Annotated in this window: 18 protein-coding genes and 7 tRNA genes; 18 read left to right on the top strand and 7 right to left on the bottom strand. The window is 52.5% G+C overall.

Going from position 1 to position 21,540, the window contains the following annotated elements:
• Nucleotides 1-234: 234 nt before the first annotated feature.
• The 14 genes from Afil_RS07780 to Afil_RS11125 all read left to right on the top strand — a co-directional run bounded on the left by Afil_RS07780 (nt 235) and on the right by Afil_RS11125 (nt 16,985).
• Nucleotides 235-1,299, top strand: a complete 1,065-nt coding sequence (locus tag Afil_RS07780; RefSeq protein WP_230268004.1) for a branched-chain amino acid aminotransferase — start codon at nt 235-237, stop codon at nt 1,297-1,299.
• A complete protein-coding gene (locus Afil_RS07775) occupies nt 1,259-2,035 on the top strand; it encodes a sugar O-acetyltransferase (protein ID WP_230268003.1) in 777 nt (258 codons plus the stop codon). The genes Afil_RS07780 and Afil_RS07775 overlap by 41 nt, the downstream gene beginning before the upstream one ends.
• Nucleotides 2,036-2,115: 80 nt before the next feature.
• Entirely contained in the window at nt 2,116-2,334 is a 219-nt protein-coding gene (locus Afil_RS07770) for a hypothetical protein (RefSeq protein WP_230268002.1), read from the top strand.
• Nucleotides 2,335-2,700: 366 nt separating this feature from the next.
• The gene (locus tag Afil_RS07765; RefSeq protein ID WP_230268001.1) at nt 2,701-4,758 is read left to right on the top strand and encodes a sulfatase-like hydrolase/transferase; all 2,058 of its coding nucleotides are present in this window, start codon (nt 2,701-2,703) and stop codon (nt 4,756-4,758) included.
• Between the two features lie 448 nt (nt 4,759-5,206).
• Nucleotides 5,207-6,889 carry a biosynthetic-type acetolactate synthase large subunit gene (gene ilvB / locus Afil_RS07760; RefSeq protein WP_230268000.1) on the top strand — a complete coding sequence of 561 codons (1,683 nt, stop codon included), beginning with the start codon at nt 5,207-5,209 and terminating at the stop codon, nt 6,887-6,889.
• Nucleotides 6,889-7,437 (top strand): acetolactate synthase small subunit, encoded by a 549-nt coding sequence (ilvN, locus tag Afil_RS07755; RefSeq protein ID WP_230267999.1) that lies wholly within the window; start codon nt 6,889-6,891, stop codon nt 7,435-7,437. Before ilvB ends, ilvN begins: the two co-directional genes overlap by 1 nt.
• A gap of 123 nt (nt 7,438-7,560) precedes the next feature.
• A complete protein-coding gene (gene ilvC / locus Afil_RS07750; RefSeq protein ID WP_230267998.1) occupies nt 7,561-8,580 on the top strand; it encodes a ketol-acid reductoisomerase in 1,020 nt (339 codons plus the stop codon).
• A gap of 191 nt (nt 8,581-8,771) precedes the next feature.
• Complete coding sequence (locus Afil_RS07745) at nt 8,772-10,127, top strand: CAP domain-containing protein (RefSeq protein ID WP_230267997.1); 1,356 nt, start codon at nt 8,772-8,774, stop codon at nt 10,125-10,127.
• 218 nt (nt 10,128-10,345) lie between these two features.
• Nucleotides 10,346-12,004, top strand: coding sequence for a dihydroxy-acid dehydratase (gene ilvD / locus Afil_RS07740; RefSeq protein ID WP_230267996.1), 1,659 nt, complete (start codon nt 10,346-10,348; stop codon nt 12,002-12,004).
• Nucleotides 12,001-13,218: an ATP-binding protein gene (locus tag Afil_RS07735; protein WP_230267995.1), complete on the top strand. Its 1,218-nt coding sequence runs from the start codon at nt 12,001-12,003 to the stop codon at nt 13,216-13,218. The genes ilvD and Afil_RS07735 overlap by 4 nt, the downstream gene beginning before the upstream one ends.
• Entirely contained in the window at nt 13,205-14,398 is a 1,194-nt protein-coding gene (ilvA, locus tag Afil_RS07730; RefSeq protein WP_230267994.1) for a threonine ammonia-lyase, read from the top strand. Before Afil_RS07735 ends, ilvA begins: the two co-directional genes overlap by 14 nt.
• 41 nt (nt 14,399-14,439) lie before the next feature.
• Nucleotides 14,440-14,811: a Rid family detoxifying hydrolase gene (locus tag Afil_RS07725; RefSeq protein WP_230267993.1), complete on the top strand. Its 372-nt coding sequence runs from the start codon at nt 14,440-14,442 to the stop codon at nt 14,809-14,811.
• Nucleotides 14,812-15,178: 367 nt separating this feature from the next.
• Nucleotides 15,179-16,831 (top strand): sulfatase-like hydrolase/transferase, encoded by a 1,653-nt coding sequence (locus tag Afil_RS07720; protein WP_230267992.1) that lies wholly within the window; start codon nt 15,179-15,181, stop codon nt 16,829-16,831.
• A gap of 28 nt (nt 16,832-16,859) precedes the next feature.
• Nucleotides 16,860-16,985 carry a hypothetical protein gene (locus Afil_RS11125; protein ID WP_255658308.1) on the top strand — a complete coding sequence of 42 codons (126 nt, stop codon included), beginning with the start codon at nt 16,860-16,862 and terminating at the stop codon, nt 16,983-16,985.
• Nucleotides 16,986-17,159: 174 nt separating this feature from the next.
• Here Afil_RS11125 and Afil_RS07715 read toward each other — a convergent pair.
• From Afil_RS07715 to Afil_RS07705, 3 genes are all read right to left on the bottom strand, one after another.
• A tRNA-Lys gene (locus tag Afil_RS07715) sits at nt 17,160-17,235 on the bottom strand.
• 8 nt (nt 17,236-17,243) lie between these two features.
• Nucleotides 17,244-17,319 (bottom strand) — tRNA-Thr (locus Afil_RS07710).
• A 3-nt stretch (nt 17,320-17,322) separates the two neighbouring features.
• A tRNA-Val gene (locus Afil_RS07705) sits at nt 17,323-17,398 on the bottom strand.
• A 9-nt stretch (nt 17,399-17,407) separates the two neighbouring features.
• Between Afil_RS07705 and Afil_RS07700 the strand changes: the two genes are divergently transcribed.
• Nucleotides 17,408-17,689, top strand: a complete 282-nt coding sequence (locus tag Afil_RS07700; RefSeq protein WP_230267991.1) for a hypothetical protein — start codon at nt 17,408-17,410, stop codon at nt 17,687-17,689.
• A 115-nt stretch (nt 17,690-17,804) separates the two neighbouring features.
• Here Afil_RS07700 and Afil_RS07695 read toward each other — a convergent pair.
• The 4 genes from Afil_RS07695 to Afil_RS07680 all read right to left on the bottom strand — a co-directional run bounded on the left by Afil_RS07695 (nt 17,805) and on the right by Afil_RS07680 (nt 18,128).
• A tRNA-Gly gene (locus tag Afil_RS07695) sits at nt 17,805-17,878 on the bottom strand.
• Between the two features lie 11 nt (nt 17,879-17,889).
• Nucleotides 17,890-17,965: transfer RNA gene (locus tag Afil_RS07690), tRNA-Lys, on the bottom strand.
• Nucleotides 17,966-17,973: 8 nt separating this feature from the next.
• Nucleotides 17,974-18,049 (bottom strand) — tRNA-Thr (locus Afil_RS07685).
• Nucleotides 18,050-18,052: 3 nt separating this feature from the next.
• Nucleotides 18,053-18,128, bottom strand: a tRNA-Val gene (locus Afil_RS07680).
• A gap of 446 nt (nt 18,129-18,574) precedes the next feature.
• Here Afil_RS07680 and Afil_RS07675 point away from each other — a divergent pair.
• The 3 genes from Afil_RS07675 (at nt 18,575) to Afil_RS07665 (ending at nt 21,301) form a co-directional block, all read left to right on the top strand.
• Nucleotides 18,575-19,258, top strand: a complete 684-nt coding sequence (locus tag Afil_RS07675) for a response regulator transcription factor (protein WP_230267990.1) — start codon at nt 18,575-18,577, stop codon at nt 19,256-19,258.
• A complete protein-coding gene (locus Afil_RS07670; RefSeq protein WP_230267989.1) occupies nt 19,251-20,480 on the top strand; it encodes a sensor histidine kinase in 1,230 nt (409 codons plus the stop codon). Before Afil_RS07675 ends, Afil_RS07670 begins: the two co-directional genes overlap by 8 nt.
• 350 nt (nt 20,481-20,830) lie before the next feature.
• Entirely contained in the window at nt 20,831-21,301 is a 471-nt protein-coding gene (locus tag Afil_RS07665) for a hypothetical protein (protein WP_230267988.1), read from the top strand.
• The last annotated feature ends 239 nt before the right edge of the window (nt 21,302-21,540 follow it).

The raw sequence follows: 21,540 nt of genomic DNA, 5'->3' as shown, positions 1-21,540 counted from the left end.
GCAGTGACGGCGGGAACAGCCCGGACAGCTATCCGGGAGCCGTGTTTTTTCTTAAAATCGTCAAGTAGTGAAAACAAAGAAACATTTTGAAAGCGGCCTGAAAGAAGATTGTCGGTTTTGGCATGGTTTTGATTCATTTTTTCGTCGGGATCACGGCGTTTGCCCCGCACCGATTGCCAAAGAATTATGCGGGGCGTAAGGTTAAGAAAATTCAAAGAAGGAAGGTTTATTTGTATGGATATTCGTTTTGAACCGCGCAAAGAACTGAAAGAAAAACCCCAGGGCCCGCTTGGCTTTGGCAAATACTACACCGACTACATGTTCATCTGTGATTACGATAAGGATCAGGGCGGCTTTCATGATGCCCGCATCGTCCCGTTTGGACCGATCGAAATGGATCCGGCTTCCATGGTTCTTCATTATGCGCAGGAAACTTTTGAAGGTCTGAAAGCCTACCGCACAAAAGACGGCAGCATTCAGCTCTTCCGTCCGGAAAAAAACGCGCAGCGTTTTGCCAACTCCAATAGCCGTCTGTCGATGCCGGCCGTTCCGGAAGATCTGTTTGTACAGGCCATTGAAGAACTCGTCCGCGTCGAAAAGGACTGGGTTCCCGCTAACGAGGGCGAATCTCTGTATATCCGTCCTTACATGTTCGCTTCCGAAGCCGCTGTTGGCGTACATCCGGCGGTTTCCTATAAATTCATGATCATCCTTTCCCCGGTAGGCGCCTACTATCCAGAAGGCATGGCTCCGGTAAAAATCTGGGTGGAAGATGAATACGTACGTGCCGCTCCAGGCGGAACCGGCTTCACCAAGTGCGGCGGCAACTACGCCGGCTCACTGAAAGCACAGGAAAAAGCCGAAGAACAGGGCTATACCCAGGTTCTCTGGCTGGACGGTGTCCACAAGAAATATGTCGAAGAAGTCGGAAGCATGAACGTCATGTTCCTGATCGACGGCGAAATCTGGACCGCTCCGGTTGACGGAACTGTACTGCCGGGCGTAACCCGCGACTCGATTCTGCACATCGTCCGCGATCTTGGCTACCCCGTTCACGAAGAACATCTGTCCATTGACGATCTGATGGCCGCTGCCCGCGACGGAAGACTGCAGGAAGCGTGGGGTACCGGTACCGCAGCCGTTATTTCTCCAATCGGCGAACTTTGCTACAAAGGCGAAAAAGCCGTTATCAATGACTTCAAGACAGGTGACCTCACCCAGAAGCTGTACGATACGCTGACCGGCATTCAGTGGGGCAATGTCGAAGACAAATTCGGCTGGACGCGCAAAGTGTGCTAAGTCCGGTTCAACAATGAATCCAGATTCAAAACAGGAATCGAAAAAGAATACGGACGCGGCTAGTGTTGCGTCCGCTTCTTTCGATTCGCCTCTCGATCCCGATCTGAGCCATCCGGAAATTTCTCTGCAGTCCAGCCGCAGAGATGCCGGTCTTCTGTACGATGTGTATGGAGTAAAGGACGGCCACTGGAGTTTTGCCCGCCAGACGATGCGCCAGATCGCGCAGGCGCCGACAGAAGAAGAAGCCCAGACGCTGCTTCGCGTGCTTGTGCCCAACATGAGTGCCAACGCGCATATCGTCTTGCCGTTTTACTGCGATCTCGGTCATCGGATTTATATTGGAGAACACTCCATGATCAATATGGACGGTCTGATGCTCGATGAAGGAAAGATCGTAATTGGAAATCATGTTCTGATCGGGCCGCGCTGTTCGTTTTACACCCCGGTTCATCCCATGGATCGAGACATTCGCAAAACGGGTCTGGAAAAAGCGCTGCCCATCGTTATTGAAGATCATGTCTGGATCGCCGGCAGCTGTGTGATCAACGGCGGCGTCACGATTCATGAAGGCAGTGTGATCGGCAGCGGTTCGGTTGTGGTTGACGATATTCCCTGTGGTGTATTTGCGGCTGGCAATCCGTGCCGCGTCATTCGCGTGCTTGATGAAAACGACCGAAAAGCTGCCAGACAGGAATACGAAGACTGGAAACAGGCCTGCAGAGCGATCGGCCGCTGAGAAACCGGTGGGAAAAGCCAAAAGCTGAGATTTGATTTCAGCGCCTGCGGGGTTTAAACTTGGTCCAGAGGACATATATTATGAGTTCAATTGTCAAAGACCTGACGGATATTCAGGGAAAAAAACATATCGTAACGTCGATTGAATACGACACGCCAAGTGAAGCCAGCCAGGATGAAGTGTTCTCGACGGTCCGTGAAATTCTTGCTGACAACCTGGACGCCTTCTCCAAGATCACATTCGATCTGGTAGACGGCGGAGAGAAAGTCCGCGTCGAAGTAACGGAAAACAGAAAATAAACAGGAAATGCAAAAGCACCTTCGGGTGCTTTTTTCATTTGAAAGAATAAAAACATTTCACATAGTTTCAAAAGGATTTGGCCCTTTCTTCGAAGATTTCAGGAAAATCCTCAATCGCTTGTAATCCATGCCGAATCCCGTATTATGTGAAATTAGTGTCCGTTTCTCTCAATCGGAAAACCGGATTTTACGCGAAGGTAAAATCGGAATCCGCTTTTAAAACGGTTTTGGAAAGAGAAAACGGAACCGAAAACACAAAACGAAAAACCTTTTTACGGGCAAGCTGCCAAAGACGGTTTACGCGGATGCAGCAGGCCGTAAAAAATTTAATGAGGAAAGAAGCAGAATCGGAAAGGAAAAAGGATTATGTGGATTTTTACTGGAATTCTCGCTTATATCCTGTTCTGGCTCGCCTGCATTGTTTTCTATACGATCTATTACCTGACGCAGGTCATTCAGGTGACCAGCTTCTCCCAGGTTCTGTATACGCTGAACGCGGGTGCAGAAGGAGCGCAGGGAACAATCGGGGCGGCTGTAGCGGGATTTTTTGAACAGAACTGGCTGCTGCTGATCATCGGTACGCTCGTTTTTGGAGTGTACATGTATTTCTGCATCAAGCGCATCCGCTTAAAGAAAAAAGGCCGCAGGCTGTTTGCGGATAAAAAATGGAATCTGGCGTTCAACCTGTCTTCGGTTGCGGCGATTGTGATCTGTGCCGCGCTGGCGATCAGCGGCGTCTTTACCGGACTCGATGCGGTCGGCTACGAAGAATATGTCAAGAACGCCAACCGCGTCAGCGAACTGTATGAAGACCATTTCGTACAGCCAGACGACGTCAAGCTGACGTTCCCCGAAAAGAAGCGCAACGTGATCCATATTGTTATGGAATCCATGGAAAGCACGTACGCCAGCCGCGAAAACGGCGGGGGATATGAGGAAGACCTCATTCCGAACCTGACAGCGCTCCAGCAGGAAGGCGAAAACTTTGCTGCAGCGGACAATCCGGACGTACAGGGCGCCTATGTGACCAACAACTCCGGCTGGACAATTGCCGGACTCGTTGCGCAGAGCGCGGGCGTACCACTGAATGTCGGCAACCAGGCGTTCGTTCACAATCTGGACTCGGATGTGCAGTTCATGCCGAATCTGACGGCGATGGGCGACATTCTGAAAGAAAACGGCTATAAAAACTACTTCATGTGCGGTTCGGAAGGCGCCTATGCCGGACGGACCAACTACTATAAGCAGCACGGCGATTACGAAGTGCTCGACTACGATGAAGCCATCCGCGAAAAGAAGATTCTTTCCGATTACCGCGTATGGTGGGGCTTTGAAGACGAGAAGCTCTTTGACTGGGCCAAGGCAGAACTGGATACGATTTCGAAAAACGAGGAACCGTTCAACTTCACCATGCTCACGGCCGACACGCATTTCGTAGACGGCTACAAGTGCAAGGACTGCACGGACGAATTTGACGAGCAGTACAAAAACGTCATTCACTGCTCGGACCGCAAAGTCGGCGCCTTCATCGACTGGCTCAAGGAACAGCCGTTTTACGAAAATACCACGATCATCCTCTCGGGCGACCATCTGAGCATGGATGGATCGGTCGGTCCGAACATTCCTTCGGACTATTCGCGCAAGGCGTACTTCACCGTGCTCAACGGCCCGGAATATACGCTGAATCAGACGCGTGAATACTGCACGCTCGATATTTTCCCGACCATTATCGAAGCGATGGGCATCGATATCGAAGGCCATCGTCTCGGTCTGGGAACAAGCCTGTATGCAAACGAACAGACGCTGATCGAAAACCTTGGTCTGCTGGCGTTCAATGCGGAACTTGCTTCCAAGTCGGATTACTACAACAACGTCATCATGAGCGGCGACCAGACCAACGGCGGCAATCAGAAAGACGACATGCCGAAAAACGAAATGGTTGAACAGCCGGACGGCAACTTCTATGAAGAAAATGCGGATCAGTTCAAGGATCCGGACTACTACTATCCGCCTGCTGTCAACAACAACATTTACGTACCTCCAGTTGTAACCCCGCCATCCGATCCCGGATATGCCCCGGACCCGGGCGGAAATGATCCCGGAAACAACAGTTCAGGACAAGCTCCAAATCTGCCTCCAGCTGAGCCGCCTGTCAATCCCGGAGACAATACGGGCGACGATTCGCAGGGCGGATCGACCACACCTCCCGGCGGAGGCGATACGGGCGGATCGACCACACCTCCCGGCGGAGGAGACACAGGCGGAACAACCCCGCCTGGCGGAGGAGACCAGGGCGGAACCGTCACGCCTCCTGGCGGCGGCGATCAGGGGACAGTGACGCCTCCTGTGGAACAGCCAGCGCCTCCGGCAAGCGATGCCATCCAGAGCGCACCGCAGGAATCCGCAGTTCCTTTGCAGGCTTAGATTTGCAAAACAGGAAACAGAGTCCTGCTGCCTGTCGCTGAAAAATACGTCCGCTTTAAGAAAACGAATGAACGATGCCTTCTTCATCCCAGAAACGATGAAGAAGGCATTTTTTAATGGCAGCGATTCGGTTTGGCGCAGGGGAATCTAAGCCGCTGGCGGGAAGATCGCAGACTATGGACGTTTTTCTCACTCTTTTTGGACAGGATTGAACAAGAACCGAAACGATTTTGATTTTAAAAATCGGCTTGCCTAGAATGGATAAATACAAATCGCTCTTCTGGTAAAGCCGAATTTATTGTCTTTTTAATGAAACCGGTTACAGAGAGCAGGAGAAATGTAACAAAATGGAAATAAACACAAGTTTTGGAAACTTGTTACATTTTCTTCACCACCGAAAATTTCGGTGTGATATAACAAACCTAATCGAAAAAAAGGAAGGTTCATCATGAAAAAAAGCGGTGCGGAAATCATCGTAGAAAGCCTGCTCGAACAGGGCGTGGATACCGTTTTCGGCTATCCGGGCGGACAGGTTATTGACCTCTATGATGCTTTATATGCCTATCAGGATCGTCTTAAGCACGTGCTGTGTTCGCATGAGCAGCATGCCTGTCATGCGGCAGACGGCTATTTCCGGGCAACCGGAAAAGTCGGTACGGTCATTGCGACATCCGGTCCGGGCGCGACCAACCTGGTGACCGGAATCGCGACAGCCTATCTGGATTCCGTTCCTCTGGTGGCCATTACCGGAAACGTATCCACGAATCTGATCGGGCGCGACTCCTTTCAGGAAGTAGACATTACCGGCGTGACTCTGCCGGTTACCAAACACAACTTTTTCGTCAACTCCATCGACGAGCTGGCACAGACCATTCATAAAGCGTTTGAAATTGCCAAGTCCGGCCGTCCGGGTCCGGTGCTGATCGACGTTCCCAAAGACGTTCAGCAGGGAATTACGGATTACGAGCCGCTTGGCTATTCCGAAAAAATGCCGGAAAAAACTGTCAACGAAAAACAGATGGCTGCTGCGGTGGAAATGATCAACGAAAGCCAGCGCCCCTATATTTATATTGGCGGCGGTTCGCTGGGCGCGGAAGTTTCCGATGAAATCATGCGTCTGGCCGAAAAGATCGATGCGCCGATCGGCTGCACGCTGATGGGGCTTTCCGCCGTAGCGACCGACCATCCCCGCTACCTCGGCATGGAAGGCATGCACGGCCACTACGCCTCGAGCATGGCGCAGAACGAATGCGATCTGATCATCGCGATCGGCTGCCGCTTCTCCGACCGGGCTACAGGCAACGTAAAGAAATACGCCAGACAGGCGAAAATCCTGCATCTCGATATTGATGCGGCAGAGCTCAATAAAAACGTAGCGGTAACGCTCGGCCTGGCCGGCGACATCCACGACGCGGTACAGCGACTGCTCGACGCGGTCAATCTGCAGACGCATCCCTCCTGGCATCAGCGCATAGCCGATCTGAAGCAGGCGGAACTGAATCAGCAGGAACAGCTCGCCAATCCGCATAAGCTGACGCCGCAGGCGCTGATTCACGAAGTGGCGCGCTATTGCGATGCCTCTACGCCGATTGCGACCGATGTCGGCCAGCATCAGATGTGGGTCGCTCAGTCCTTCCCGTTCCAGCAGCCGCGGACGTTTGTTTCCTCCGGCGGCCTGGGCACGATGGGCTTCGGTCTTGGCGCCGCGATCGGTGCTGCATTTGGTTCTGGCAAGCGCACGATTCTCTTTACTGGAGACGGCAGCTTCGGCATGAACCTGGGCGAACTCGCAACACTCAAGGCAACCGGCGCTCCAGTCGTTGTTGTCATTTTCAATAACAAGGTGCTCGGCATGGTCCGTCAGTGGCAGACTCTGTTCTATGGCGCCCATTACTCGAATACAAACCTGGAAGACCGCGAAAGCGACTTCGCGAAAATCGCGGAAGCGTTCGGCGTTCCGGGATTCCATATTGATACGCTTGAAGAAATGCCGGAAGTCATCGCCAAAGCCATGGCGAAGAGCGGCCCGGTCGTGATCGACGTCAAAATCGATCCGGATGAATTCGTACTTCCGATGCTTCCGCCTGGAGGCAGCATGGAGCAGATCATCACCCTGCGGGAGGAAATCTGATGGAAAAATTTGAAATCGCCTGCCTGGTCGACAACTACTCCGGCGTACTGACGCGCGTCGCCAGCATGTTTACCCGCCGCGGCTTCAACATCAACTCGCTGACCGTCGGCGCTACCGAAGATCCGGCGATCTCCCGCATTACGATCTCGGTCAACGGAGACGAGAAAATCCGCTCCCAGTGCATTAAGCAGCTGAGAAAGCTGTATTGCGTAAAAAACGTTAAGGAAATGGTTCCGGCCCAGCGCGTATCGCGCGAACTCGCGCTCATCAAGCTGCGCAACACCCCGGAAACCCGTCCGGAAATCGTCAGCGCGGTGGACATTTTCCGCTGCAAGATTATCGACTTCTCCCCCAACACCCTCTGCGTGGAAATTACCGGAGAATCGACAAAGATTGACGCGTTTCTCGAAATCGTCCGTCCCTACGGCATTCTCGAAATGTCCCGGACCGGCGTTGTGGCGCTTCAGAGAGGCTGCCACTACCTGTACGAAGACGATCTTGATGAATTCGCCTTCATGGAAACTGACCGCAAGGACCTGATCGGCTAGTCTTGGCCGAACGGAACTTTTGGCCGCTGCCCACTGGCAGCGAGATCTGCTCCATCCAGTTTTAAGGTTTGGAGCAGCCCGTAAATTTGAGGGAAAACTCCCAGGAAAGGACATACGATCTACATGGAAAACAGAATTTTTTATGAACAGGACTGCGATGTAAACCGTCTGAAAGGCAAGAAGATCGCAATCATCGGCTACGGCTCTCAGGGTCATGCGCATGCGCTCAACCTCAGAGACTCCGGCGCAGACGTTGTGATCGGCCTGTATGAAGGCAGCCGCTCCGCGAAAAAAGCCAAGGAACAGGGCTTCGAAGTTCTGCCGGTTGCTGAAGCTGCAAAAGCGGCCGACATCATCATGATTCTGATCCCGGATGAAAAGCAGAAAGACGTGTATCGTACAGAAATCGCGCCAAACCTCACAGCCGGCAAGACACTCGCCTTTGCCCACGGCTTCAACATCCACTTCGGACAGATCGTTCCGCCTGCGGACGTTAACGTCATCATGGTCGCTCCAAAAGGACCTGGCCACACCGTTCGTTCTGAATACGAAGCCGGAAAAGGCGTTCCTTCTCTGATCGCTGTAGAACAGGATGCAACCGGCGACGCGCTTGAACTCGGTCTGGCGTATGCAGCTGGAATCGGTGCTTCCCGTGCGGGCGTTCTGGAAACGACTTTCCGTACTGAAACCGAAACCGACCTCTTTGGCGAACAGGCCGTGCTCTGCGGCGGCGTTGTCGCTCTGATGCAGGCTGGTTTTGAAACTCTCGTGGAAGCGGGATACGACCCAAGAAACGCCTACTTCGAATGCATTCACGAAATGAAGCTGATCGTTGACCTGATCTACCAGTCTGGTTTCGAAGGCATGCGCTACTCCATTTCCAATACCGCTGAATACGGCGACTACATCACCGGCGAAAAGATCATCACCGAAGATACAAAGAAAGCCATGAAACAGATCCTCAAGGACATCCAGGACGGTACGTTCGCAAAAGACTTCCTGCTCGACATGTCCGATGCAGGCGGCCAGGCGCACTTCCGCGCAATGCGAAAGAGAGCCAAAGAGCATCCAAGCTCCAAAGTCGGCGAAGAAATCCGCGCTCTGTATTCCTGGGCTGACGAAGACAAACTCGTCAACAACTAATGGAATTGCCTCGTGCAACCGAAAAAAGGCCCGTTTGACGGGCCTTTTGATTCATCGCACAAAACGACAGACTGACGGAAAGAGGACCAGATCGTACCCGGTCCGAACCATCCGCGCTGAAGAATTCAGAATACATATATTCGATATATATAATGGAGAGTATAACGAATTCAAATAAAGGAGATCAGGCCATGGATTGTCCGTCCAGTAAAGAAGCCCGTTCGCTCAAAGCACACGGGATCACCAATCGTATCCATTCTGCAGAGAAAAACAAAGCCATCTGCAGCCGCAAAAAACAAAACGCATGGCTCGCCTCGAGTCTTGCCGCCTGCCTGACACTTGGTGCCAGCGGAACATTTACGCGCCTGCAGGCACAGGAACCGGAAGAAGCGGAAGTCCATAGGAGTGACGTACCTGCAGATGGAGTCGGAATCTCGCTTTCGTCCGCGCAGAAGGTTCGGCGCATCGATATGACGCACTCCGGAAAAACGGTCGAAGAGTGGGTCGCCCTGTATGACGGGAAAGATCCGCTGTCTTTAGGCATTCTTGGATTTCTGCTGACGCGTCCGGAAAAAGAAGCGGCGGCTGTACTGATTTACGGCCTGGAAAACGGCATCGGCGATTTGCACGATTCCCGCGATGCCATGTCTATCGCTCATTTTCGACAGGCTCTGGACTATATCGATCAGTGCAACGCGCTGCGCCGTCAGGAAAATCAGCCGGAACTGAGCGTTTCGCTGACGATGATGGCCGTCGCCATGGTGCAGACCGACTATTCCTCCAACAGTCTCGATCATTCCCGAATATTTGATGTCGGGGAAAACCTGTACTGGGGCGGGTCCACCGGCACACCCTTTGGCAGCGGAAGCAATCCGTTTGACTACTGGTACACCCGTGAAAAACCAGAGCGGGGAAGCCATTATCGCAATATCGTCGATCCGCGCTATGTACTGACCGGTTTCGCCATTGCGCAAAACGGCAAAAATCCAGGACCGCTCTTTGGACAGGTGTTCTTTTTCCAGGATGCGGCGGAAACGATGTATACGACCGACGAACTGCGCGGCGCCCTCAACGAATACGAACAGAAGGCGCTGGAAGGAACGTGGGAACCCCAGCCAGGCGATGGCAATCAGAACATGTACCGGCTGTACAACCCGAACTCCGGCGAGCACTTTTATACCGCCGATCGAAACGAGCGAAACAGCCTGATTCGCTTTGGCTGGCGCTATGAAGGCATCGGCTGGATCGCGCCGTATACCGGCAGCGCGGTTTATCGTCTGTACAACCCGAATGTCGGCGACCATCACTACACCCTGAAGGAAACGGAAAAAGACTTTCTGGTCAGCCAGGGCTGGACGGAGGAAAAAATCGGCTGGTATTCCAATACCGATCAGGCCAGCGCTCTGCCGCTGTATAGGGCGTATAACCCGAACGCGAAAACCGGCGCGCACAACTTTACCGTCAGCGCCGCGGAACAGAAATTTCTGACCGAAAACGGCTGGAAGGGTGAAGGCGTTGCCTGGTACGGCGTAAAACTCCGCAAATAAAGCAGGCGGATAGGCGCTAGGAAAAATGCAGATCATGGTCCGATGAAGACAATCATCCGATACAGTGATCCAATCCATAAGAAGAAAAGAACAGTCGAGGCCAACAGAATATCGGCCTTTGACTGAAGAATACGAAAGAGAAAAGAGATTTACCTAAGAGAAAAAAGAGGAAGGTTCCCAGATCCGCTTCCGGATTTGCGGGGCCAAAGGAGTACGCAATGAAAAGCGATGAAATGAAGAAGGGGTTTGATAAAGCCCCGCAGCGAAGTCTGCTGCACGCACTGGGTCTTACCCAGGAAGAAATCGACCGTCCAATTGTCGGAATCGTCTCGAGCTACAACGAGATCGTTCCCGGCCACATGAATCTCGACAAAATTACCGAAGCGGTCAAAACCGGCGTGGCGATGGCTGGCGGAACGCCCATCGTTTTTCCGGCGATTGCGGTGTGTGACGGAATTGCGATGGGCCATAACGGCATGCGCTATTCTCTGGTCACCCGCGATCTGATTGCGGATTCCACGGAAGCCATGGCGCTCGCCCACGCGTTTGACGCTCTGGTCATGATCCCAAACTGCGACAAAAACGTTCCCGGTCTGCTCATGGCAGCCGCCCGTCTGAATCTGCCGACCATTTTCGTTTCCGGCGGACCGATGCTCGCCGGCCGCATCGACAAGCACAAAACGTCGCTTTCCAGCATGTTTGAAGCCGTCGGTGCCTACAAAGCCGGAAAAATCGATGAAGCCAAACTCGATGAATACGAAAAGAACACCTGCCCGTCCTGCGGTTCCTGCTCCGGCATGTATACCGCCAACTCGCACAACTGCCTGAGCGAAGTGCTGGGCATGGCTCTGCCGGGCAACGGTACTATTCCGGCTGTGTATTCCAAGCGCATTGAACTCGCGAAGCACGCGGGCATGCAGGTTATGGAACTGTTCCGCAAGGATATCCGTCCGCGCGATATTCTCACCGAAAAAGCGTTCAAAAACGCACTGACTGCCGATATGGCGCTTGGCTGCTCGACGAACTCGATGCTCCATCTGCCGGCGATCGCGCACGAATGCGGCATCAAAATCGATCTCGACAACGTCAACGAAATTTCGGAACATACGCCAAACCTCTGCCACCTCGCTCCAGCCGGTCCGACGTACATGGAAGATCTCAATGAAGCGGGCGGCGTGTACGCGGTATTAAAGGAACTCGAAGATGCCGGTCTGCTGGAAACCGATCTGATGACTGTAACCGGCAAGACGATGCATGAAAATCTGGCCAATGCCAAAAACCTGGACGAAACCGTCATTCGTCCGATCGACAATCCGTATACGAAAACGGGCGGTCTGGCCGTCCTCAAAGGCAACCTGGCGCCCAACGGCTGCGTCGTAAAACGTTCCGCCGTCGCTCCGGAAATGTTAGTGCACACCGGACCGGCCAACGTTTTTGAATCGGAAGAAGAATGCATTGCCGGCATTTTCGGCGGCAAAGTCAAACCGGGCGACGTCGTTGTCATCCGCAACGAAGGTCCGGCTGGCGGTCCCGGCATGCGGGAAATGTTATCGCCGACCTCGGCCATTGCCGGCATGGGTCTCGATAAGGAAGTCGCTCTCATTACCGACGGCCGCTTCTCCGGAGCCACTCGCGGCGCTTCGATCGGTCACGTTTCGCCAGAAGCCTGCAAAGGCGGTCTGATCGGCTACGTATGCAACGGGGATCTGATTTCCATCAACATTCCGGAATATTCCATTGAACTGCTCGTGGACGACGAAGAAATCGAACGCCGCAAAAAAGAAATGCCCGCAAAAGAACCGCGCAAGGTCGAAGGCTATCTCAAGCGCTATGCCGCTCAGGTGCACGGCGCGGATGAAGGAGCGGTTCTTTCATGAGCCGCAGCGTAAATCTCGATTTGCTTTACGATCGGATTTGCGGTCTGGCGGTGTTTCGCAATTTGTACGAAGACGAAGTGTTCAAGGCGTTTGCGGATATGATTCAGGACCATTCGCATTTTTCCAGCAGTCTGAACCAGTACGCAGCCCGCTTTGCGGGTCTGCTCTACATGCAGGAAAATCCCAGCTGGCCGGACTATCTGCGCGATCTGGTCTGCCGCACGTCGACCTGTCTGTCCCGATGGCATCTCGCCGGTCAGCCCAAAAATGAGCTGATTTTCAATCAGGCGATGTATGAACTGGATGCACTGAGCGAAGCCAGCCGGCTTTCCAGCCGGGATCTCGGCCTGCAAAGCGAAATGTGGAACTGCAAGGCGCAGGATCTGAAAACGGAGTATCTGGAAAGTCTGGAAACGATGAAAACCCGCGGCACGGGCCTGTTCGCCCAGTATTCAATGTTCCGGCTGGCCAGCGAAGACAAAGTCCGTCTGATTCCGGTACGCAGCGGCGATCCGATCACGTTCGACCAGCTGTACGGCTACGAAGACCAGCACGCCAGACTGATCGAAAACACGATGGCGCTTCTGAAAAATCTGCCCAGTTCCAACCTGCTGCTTTACGGCGACGCGGGAACGGGCAAATCCGCCAGCATCAAGGCGGTGCTCAATCGGTTTAAAACCGAGGGTCTGCGGCTGGTGGAAATCGGCCGGGGACAGCTCGATCTGCTTCCCGATCTGCTCGATACCCTGGCTGAAGAGCCGCTGAAATTCATTGTCTATATCGATGATCTGTCCTTTGGCGAAAACGACGACTCCTTCGCGGCGCTTAAAGCCGTGCTAGAAGGCAGCGTCTGCGCCCGCAGTGCAAATGTGGTTATTTATGCCACCAGCAACCGCCGCCATCTCGTCAAGGAAAGCATGTCGGCCCGTACCGGGGACGACGTGCACCGGCGGGATACGCTGCAGGAAACGCTCTCGCTTTCTCAGCGCTTTGGACAGTGTCTCTTTTTTGAAAAACCCGATAACCGCAGCTTCTTTGAAATTGTCGATGCGGTTTTAGAAGAATACGGCCTGCACGCAGCCGACCCCAGGGCCATTCATGAACAGGCTTCGGCCTTTGCGCTTGCGCAGGGCGGCCGATCGGCCAGAGCGGCAAGACAGTTTGCCGCGCATCTGGCAGCAAAGGAAGGACTGAACGAAGATGTTAACGCTTGAAAAGATTTACCAGGCCCGTTATGTCCTCAAGGACATCGCCCGTCAGACGGACCTTATCCCCGCTGCCAAGATTAAAAGCGGCTGCAATGTATTTCTGAAAACCGAAAACCTGCAGAAAACCGGCTCGTTCAAGCTGCGCGGCGCCAGCTTTAAGATTTCTCAGCTTTCGGAAGAAGAAAAAGCGCACGGCGTCATCGCCTGCTCCGCGGGCAACCATGCCCAGGGCGTAGCGCTCGCCGCCCAGGCCTGCGGCATTCCCGCCATCATCTGTCTGCCGGAAGGCGCCCCGATTTCCAAAGTTGAAGCGACCCGCAGCTATGGCGCGCAGGTCGTTCTCGTTCCGGGCGTATATGATGATGCCTATGCGGAAGCCCTGCGTCTGCGCGACGAAATGGGCTATACGTTCATTCATCCGTTCGACGATGAACTCGTCATCGCCGGTCAGGGAACGATCGGTCTCGAAATTCTCGATCAGATCGATGATCTTGACGCGGTCGTAGTTCCCGTTGGCGGCGGTGGGCTGATTTCCGGTGTCGCCTACGCCATCAAAACCTTGCGCCCAGACGTTAAAGTGTACGGCGTACAGGCCGAAGGCGCGCCAAGCATGGCGGCGTCTCTGGAAGAAGAGCGCATCGTCTGCCTCGATAAAGTCCGTACCGTCGCCGACGGCATCCAGGTAAAAGAACCTGGCGAACACACGTTCGATCTTTGCCGCAAGTATGTTGATGAAATTGTCACGGTTAACGACGATGAAGTCGCGACCGCCATTCTGAAGCTGATCGAAACGCAGAAGCTCATCACCGAAGGCGCCGGCGCCGTATCGGTAGCCGCGGTCATGTTCGACAAAATCCCGACCGAAGGCAAGAACATTGTCTGCATCCTCTCGGGGGGCAACATCGACGTAACCATTCTTTCGAAAGTCATTGAACGCGGTCTTCTCACGTCCGGCCGCAGCGCGACTCTGGCGATTCAGCTTTCCGACCGTCCAGGTCAGCTGGCCAAAGTCTCCGCGCTGCTCGCTTCCTTAGGGGCCAATGTGGACAGCGTCTTCTATGAAAAAGCGAGCGAAGGCGCATCGATTACCGACTGCGTTTTGCGCATCAATATTGAAACCCGCGACCAGGACCATATCGATCTGGTCGAGAAAACGCTGATCGAAGAAGGCTTCCAGCTCCTTTAAAGAGAGCAAAGAGCCTGAACTTCGATCTGGAAAGGACCTTTATGAAACAGATTTCTACACCGAACGCTCCAGCGGCCATCGGGCCATACTGTCAGGCGGCTGTCGTAAACGGCCTCGTATTTACGTCCGGACAGATTCCGATCAATCCGGCAACCGGCGCCGTCGAAGCTGTGACCATTGAAGAGCAGACCGAACAGGTCATGAAAAATCTGACCGCCGTTCTCGAAGCAGCCGGAACCAGCCCGAAAAAGGCTGTGAAGACCACCTGCTTCCTGGCCAATATCGAAGACTTTGCGGCCTTCAACGCCGTGTACGCGAACACCTTTACCGAAAAGCCGGCACGCAGCTGCGTAGCCGTCAAGGATCTGCCCAAAGGCGTTCTCGTTGAAGTGGAAGTAATTGCCGAACTGTAATTCCAGCCAAACTGCAACTGCAGAAAACGCAGAAAATTGACGGAAAAAGCCAGAAGCGATGATTCGATCCAGAAGATCAGCAATCATCGCTTTTTCATATGGAATGGAGGACTTGAAACGGAGCCTTTTTCCCGCTGTTCCGGAAAACATCGACGAGCGGGGCAGATACACCGCAAGATACGCCGTCCGACGCTTTGAGAAAAGGGAAAGCGGGCGTTCTGCAGGCGGCGAGAAATGCTTTCGCTTTTGAAAGATACCGGTTTCATTAAATGAAGACATATTAAAAGATTCTCAACATTGACTAGCCCTCCGTTAAAACTTCAGCCTCGCAATTGAAATGCGATAAGGAAGCATTACAATATGGGGCATGTCACGTAAGAAACTGACCATTCTTCTGGGTACTATTGCCTATATATTCTTTATTCTGGGGTGCATACTGGCGTATGCGGTCCAGTACATCACGCAGGTGATTCAGGTCGAATCCTTTTCCCAGTTCCTGTATACGATGCAGGTGGGCATGGGCGGTGCCAGCAATACCATCGTCCAGATCCTGCAGGGCTTTCTGCTGAATTACGCGCTTTGGATTGTCCTGGGAACGCTGCTGTACGGCTTTCTGCTCCACAGCCAGCTTTCCAGAAAGAACCGCACGCATACCCGCAAAAAGTGGATGGCGTCGAATGCGATCAAGGCGATCAACTGCGGCAGCCTGCTGTGCATGACGGGCTGCGTGGGACTGATGATTTCTCAGCTTCAGAAAGGCTATGAAGCGCTGAAAATTGATCAGTACATCGAAGAACAGAACAAGATTTCCACGCTCTACGAAAACCATTACGTCAAACCGGAAGCCGACTTGATTCAGGTCCCGGCGAAAAAGAAAAACATCATCTGCATTTATCTGGAGTCGATGGAAGCCACATTTTCCGACAGGGAACACGGCGGCGGATTTGATGCGGATCTGATCCCTAACCTTACCCGGATCGCTAAGGAAAATACCGACTTTTCCGCACAAGGGGATATCTGTCTTAACGGCGGTCAGGTGACCAGCCAGACGTCCTGGACAGTTGCCGGTCTTTGCGCGCAGACGTCCGGAACGCCCCTTGGCATTTCTAACTCGCAGTACAATCACACCTTCTCGGAATCGATGCTCTTTCTTCCGAAAGTCGTCAGTCTTGGCGACATTCTGGAACAGGAAGGCTATACGAACTATTTCATGTGCGGTTCCGAAGCCAGCTATGCGGGACGCGCCAACTACTTCCGCCAGCACGGAAACTATGAAATTTACGATGTACAGACCGCGCGCGACGAAGGCGACATTCCGGAAAACTATGACGAGTGGTGGGGCTTTGAAGATGAAAAGCTGATCCGCTTTGCCAAAGAGAAAATTACAAAACTTGCCGCGCATGACGAACCGTTTAATTTTACCATGCTTACAGCGGACACCCACTTCAAGGACGGCTATTTGTGCAAGAACTGCCCGGATGATTTTGATGAGCAGTATGAAAACGTCATCCGCTGCTCCGACAAGCGGATCGCGGAATTTGTCGAATGGATCCAGCAGCAGGATTTTTATGACGATACGGTTATCATGATTTCCGGCGACCATCTTTCCATGGACAGCCTGATCAACCAGAGCGTCGGCATCGATTTCCCAAGACGGACCTATTTTACGGTTATCAACGGCGCGCCCTATACGCTCGATCGAACCCGCGATTACTGCACGCTCGATATTTTCCCGACGACGCTCGAAGCGATGGGCTTTACGATTCAGGGTCACAAGCTCGGCCTGGGAACGTCCCTGTACGCGGATGTTCCGACGCTTTGCGAAGAGTTTGGCTTTGATGATCTCAATACGCAGATCGCCTATCGATCCAAACGGTTTGAAGACGAAATTCTCAAAAACGACGGCTATACGCCGGAAGAAGAGGACGACGGCTTCTTGCCCTTCTTCTTCAACCGCGACGATTCGTCGAGTTCGTCCAGTCATCAGACGCCAAGACTTCCTGTATTCGAAGAAGAATAAACAGAAACGAAATGCGAAGCATTCCAGAATGAACGATAAGAGGCACCTTTCCATGGGCGCCTCTTTTGGTATGTCCGCACAGCAGCTGCGCAAAAAGGATTATCTGGACGCTCTCGTCTCTGTGCTGCTCGGGGAGTCATGCTCCTGGGTTTGATCCCAGCCGGATCGGCCGGACCGTCGAGCGGCGGTTTTAGAAACAGAAAAAGCCTGTCGGAGCGGCAGAGAAGAAAAGCGCCGGATCGACAGGCTGTCTAAGGAAAGCTGCGCATAGAAAGCAGTACAAAGAAAAAGACAATAAAAAAAGCTCCTTGCGGAGCGAATTTTCAAATGGTGACTCGGCAGGGATTCGAACCCTGGACCCCTTGATTAAAAGTCAAGTGCTCTACCAACTGAGCTACCGAGTCATTTTAAGTGGTGCCGACTAGAGGACTTGAACCCCCAACCTACTGATTACAAGTCAGTTGCTCTACCAGTTGAGCTAAGTCGGCGAATGGTGGAGGCTAACGGGCTCGAACCGCTGACCCTCTGCTTGTAAGGCAGACGCTCTCCCAACTGAGCTAAGCCTCCTCTTGCTGAATGCCTGATCATTGTAGCTCATTCATTTTTCATTTGCAAGAAAGTAAACCTGACTTTGAAAAATCGGAAAAGGGAAGAAAGGCAGGAAGAACTGCAGGGAAGAAAATGCGCCAGGTCCGCCTCTGCATCTCTGGAGCCAGGCAACCGCATGTGCGTCTGGAAGGCGGATGTTTGCCTTTGCCGGTTTCAGAAATACAGAAAGGAAAGAGGCAGCGGCAAAATACGGTTTGCCTGCCATACGAGCAGCCAGATCCGAAAAAATGGCAAAAAAATACCGGGTGAGCATCCCGGGACGTTGTGGTCAGCCTGCATGACTGAACGCTCTATATTTAAAGCCCAGACCTGACATGAAGAAATATATAGTGCAGAGGGGTCAGGCGGCGGACTGCCAAAAAAATGGAGCAGGTGATGAGAATCGAACTCACGTAGTCAGCTTGGAAGGCTGAAGTTCTACCATTGAACTACACCTGCAAAAATAAAAATGGTGACTCGGCAGGGATTCGAACCCTGGACCCCTTGATTAAAAGTCAAGTGCTCTACCAACTGAGCTACCGAGTCAGGAAAAATGGTGCCGACTAGAGGACTTGAACCCCCAACCTACTGATTACAAGTCAGTTGCTCTACCAGTTGAGCTAAGTCGGCAAATGGTGGAGGCTAACGGGCTCGAACCGCTGACCCTCTGCTTGTAAGGCAGACGCTCTCCCAACTGAGCTAAGCCTCCATTCGCTTAACGCTTGATCATCATACCCAAAGCGGTCCGATCGTGCAAGTATTAATTTCAAAAAAATGAAACGAGGGCGGAAGAAAACGCGTTGCCCATTTTGGCAAGGCGTGTCTTTTTCCTTTACCTGTCGTATTTTTGGCTTTTTTATCTTTACGAAGTCCATTCGAAAAAAGTAAACTTTAAAGTTTCTTTCAGCTTCCCCGCTAAAATAGAAGCTGAAAAAATCCGGGAGCGTACCGATCCAGCAGCCGTCAAAAGACGGTTGGACCTGAAATTTCTCTGAGTCTGGAAACGGAGTCGACAGCCTGCTGTCCTCGGCACGCTTGCCGCAAATGAAAAAAGAAACGATGGATCGGGAAGCTTTCCTGGATCGAAATCGTAAACAGACAAAAATATATATCGAAAAAATCGGCGAAAGGCCGGTTTCTGGAAAGGAGCCGAATATGAAAATTTTAATTGTGGAAGATGAAACGCGTCTGGCCGAAGCGACAGCCGCGATGCTTCGCCAGAATGCCTACAGTGTGGATCTGGCGTTTGATGGAGAAACGGGATCCGAAAAGGCGTCCAGCGGCATTTACGATCTGGTTATTCTCGATGTAATGCTGCCAAAAAAAGACGGCTTTGAAATTCTCGAAGATATTCGAGTGCTGGCTCCGGAAACCCGGGTGATCATGCTGACGGCACGCGGCGAACTGAGCGATAAGCTGGCCGGTCTGAAAAATGGAGCGGACGACTACATGACCAAGCCGTTTCATATGGAAGAACTGCTGGCCCGTGTCGATATCCAGCTGAAGAAAACGAGCGCCGTGAAATCCAATAAGCTTGAATATGGCGACATTTCACTGGATCTGCAGTCGTGCATGCTCAAAAGCCGGGAAAGCGGCGAAAGCATTCCGATTGCCGGCAAGGAATACACGCTTCTCGAATATTTCCTTTCCCATCCAGGACAGATTCTCAGCCGGGATCAGCTGTACTCCAAAGTGTGGGGCTGGGACAACAATATTGAATCCAATAATCTGGAAGCCTATCTTTCCTTTCTGAGAAAGAAGCTGCGTCTGCTCGGTTCCAAAGTGGAACTGAAATCGGTACGCGGTCTGGGCTATCGCATGGGGATGAAAGATGAATGAACTTCGTCGGAAGATGATGCTCACCCTGTTCGGGCTGCTGAGCATCATGGTCTGGCTGATTGTCGGCGTCTTTGATTTTCAGAACTACGCGACCGTACAAAACGATCTATCCGCCAGTATTCTGGAGATTTCGGAAATGACCCGCGAACTCTGGAATCCGACCGCGCTTGGTCCGTTTCCGCAGGACGAAGATGAAGATTCCCGGCTGGCTCTGCTTTATGAAAATCCAGTCTACATGATCGTCTTCAATAACGCGCAGAAGCCCATGCATTTTCTGACCACGCAGGATACAGATGAAGGGACGATCAACAAGATTGTCGAGAAAGCGCAGTTCGTCGAGAAAACGAGCCGCCCGGATACGAATCCGGCGATCGGCAACCTTCTGGTGAGCAGCTACGTGTGCTATCATCCGTCCAACAATATGGTGATGATGATCGACGTAACCGCCATCCGCAACGAACTGATCAGCCATCTGTTCATATCCATCCTGATCGGCATCGGCTTTGAAGGCCTGCTGTACATCGCCTGCCGCAAGGCGGCAGCCTGGATGATCGGCCCAATCGAAGAGACATTCAAGAAGCAGCGCCAGTTTATCGCCGACGCGTCCCATGAACTGAAGACGCCGGTCGCGGTCATTCTGGCCAATGCTGAAGCCATGGAAAAGGACCCGAACCCCAAATGGCTTTCCAATATTGAAGAAGAAGCCAGCCGCATGAACGGTCTGATTACCGATCTGCTGGATCTGACGCGAAACGAGCAGCAGGAAATCCAGATGCTTCCGGTCAACCTTTCCCGTCTTGTGGAAAAGCAGTGCCTGATTCAGGAAGCGGTCATGTTTGAACATCATATTGAGCTGAGCGAAACCATCGAACCGGATCTTACGGTGAACGGTCAGTCGTCTATGCTCGAACAGGTGATCGCCATTCTGCTCGATAATGCGGCGGCGCATTCCGATGGAAAGATCGCGGTCACGCTTCGCCGGCAGGGAAAAGACGTTCTGCTTTCGGTTTCCAATACCGGCGTTCCGATTCCGCCCGATCAAAGGGAAAAGATTTTCGAACGCTTCTATCGTGCCGATGAATCGAGAAACCGTTCCTCCGGCCGGTACGGTCTCGGACTGGCCATCGCCAAAAGCATCGTGAACCGGCACAAAGGCAAGATTGAAGTTGACTGCCATGGCGGCTGGACCACCTTTACGGTCGTTCTTCACGCAGCGGCCTGATCCGATCCGGTCTATATGCAAATCCATGTGTAACAGCCAGAAGGCGCGAGAACGATCGCGCCTTTTTCCCTGGCTGCAAAAGAGAGCCTGAACTTCTGGCAAAATACCTTTGTCCGCACGGGGGAAGACAGATTTTGCATCGCCTTTTGAAATGGTATTTTCTAAACCGCTCGAATCTGGATATTATGGATCTGTTTGCGGATCGATCGGTCTTTTGGAATTTTCCGTTTCGATGGTTCACCAGTCTCAGTGAATCAAACTGGAATGGGGAAAAGGCAGATCCGGGAGATTGAAGGAAGGAAACCGGCAAAGTTCTGTGCGATAAACGGGCACTGCCGGAAGGGAAAGATATGAAACAGTTTTTAAGCCGAACCTGGATGGTTTACGGCATCGGCCAGATCTTGATGATGGCCCTTTGTGCCTATGTCGGCTGGTATGCGGTTGCCAATGCGGCGGTCGTCATTACGGCTGCGTATTGCGTGCATCTGGCCAGAAAGCGCAAAAAACAGCTCGAAGACAACAAGGATGTCATCCGCAAAATGACGCGCAAGCAGAAGAAGACGCTTGAGGCGATCGACGATAAGCAGGTCCGCGAAATTTCCGCGACTTCGCGCATGATGCCGTATCTCTGCTTTGGCTGCCTGCTGCTCAACGGCTACACCTATTACTACAACACCGCCAATTCCCGCGCCGCAGCCGTATGGCTGGGAATTCCGGATGCCTGGAACGTATGGTTTCTGGTGATCGGAATGGTGTTTGGCTTTGTTTTCTACTTCGCGTTCTGCTTTAAAATGAACGAAATGATGACTCTGAAGGACTGATCTTCAGAGTCTTTTTTCATGAGAAGCATGGTAAGTGTCAAACAATCGACGGGTATACGCGAGACTGAATATTAGATACGCTAAACGGGATCCCTTTCGAGATCCCGCTTGACGTATTTTTTATTCTTCATCGTTTTCTTCATACTTCGGATCCGGTCCACGGTATCCAATTCGAAGATATTCAGGTAAATCCTTTGAATACGGCAGAAGTGACTTCAATACATCTACCGCGATTTCAT

It is taken from the genome of Allobaculum fili, from assembly GCF_020969955.1.
Taxonomy (GTDB): domain Bacteria; phylum Bacillota_I; class Bacilli_A; order Erysipelotrichales; family Erysipelotrichaceae; genus Allobaculum; species Allobaculum fili.
This window is presented reverse-complemented; position numbering and strand designations above follow the sequence as displayed.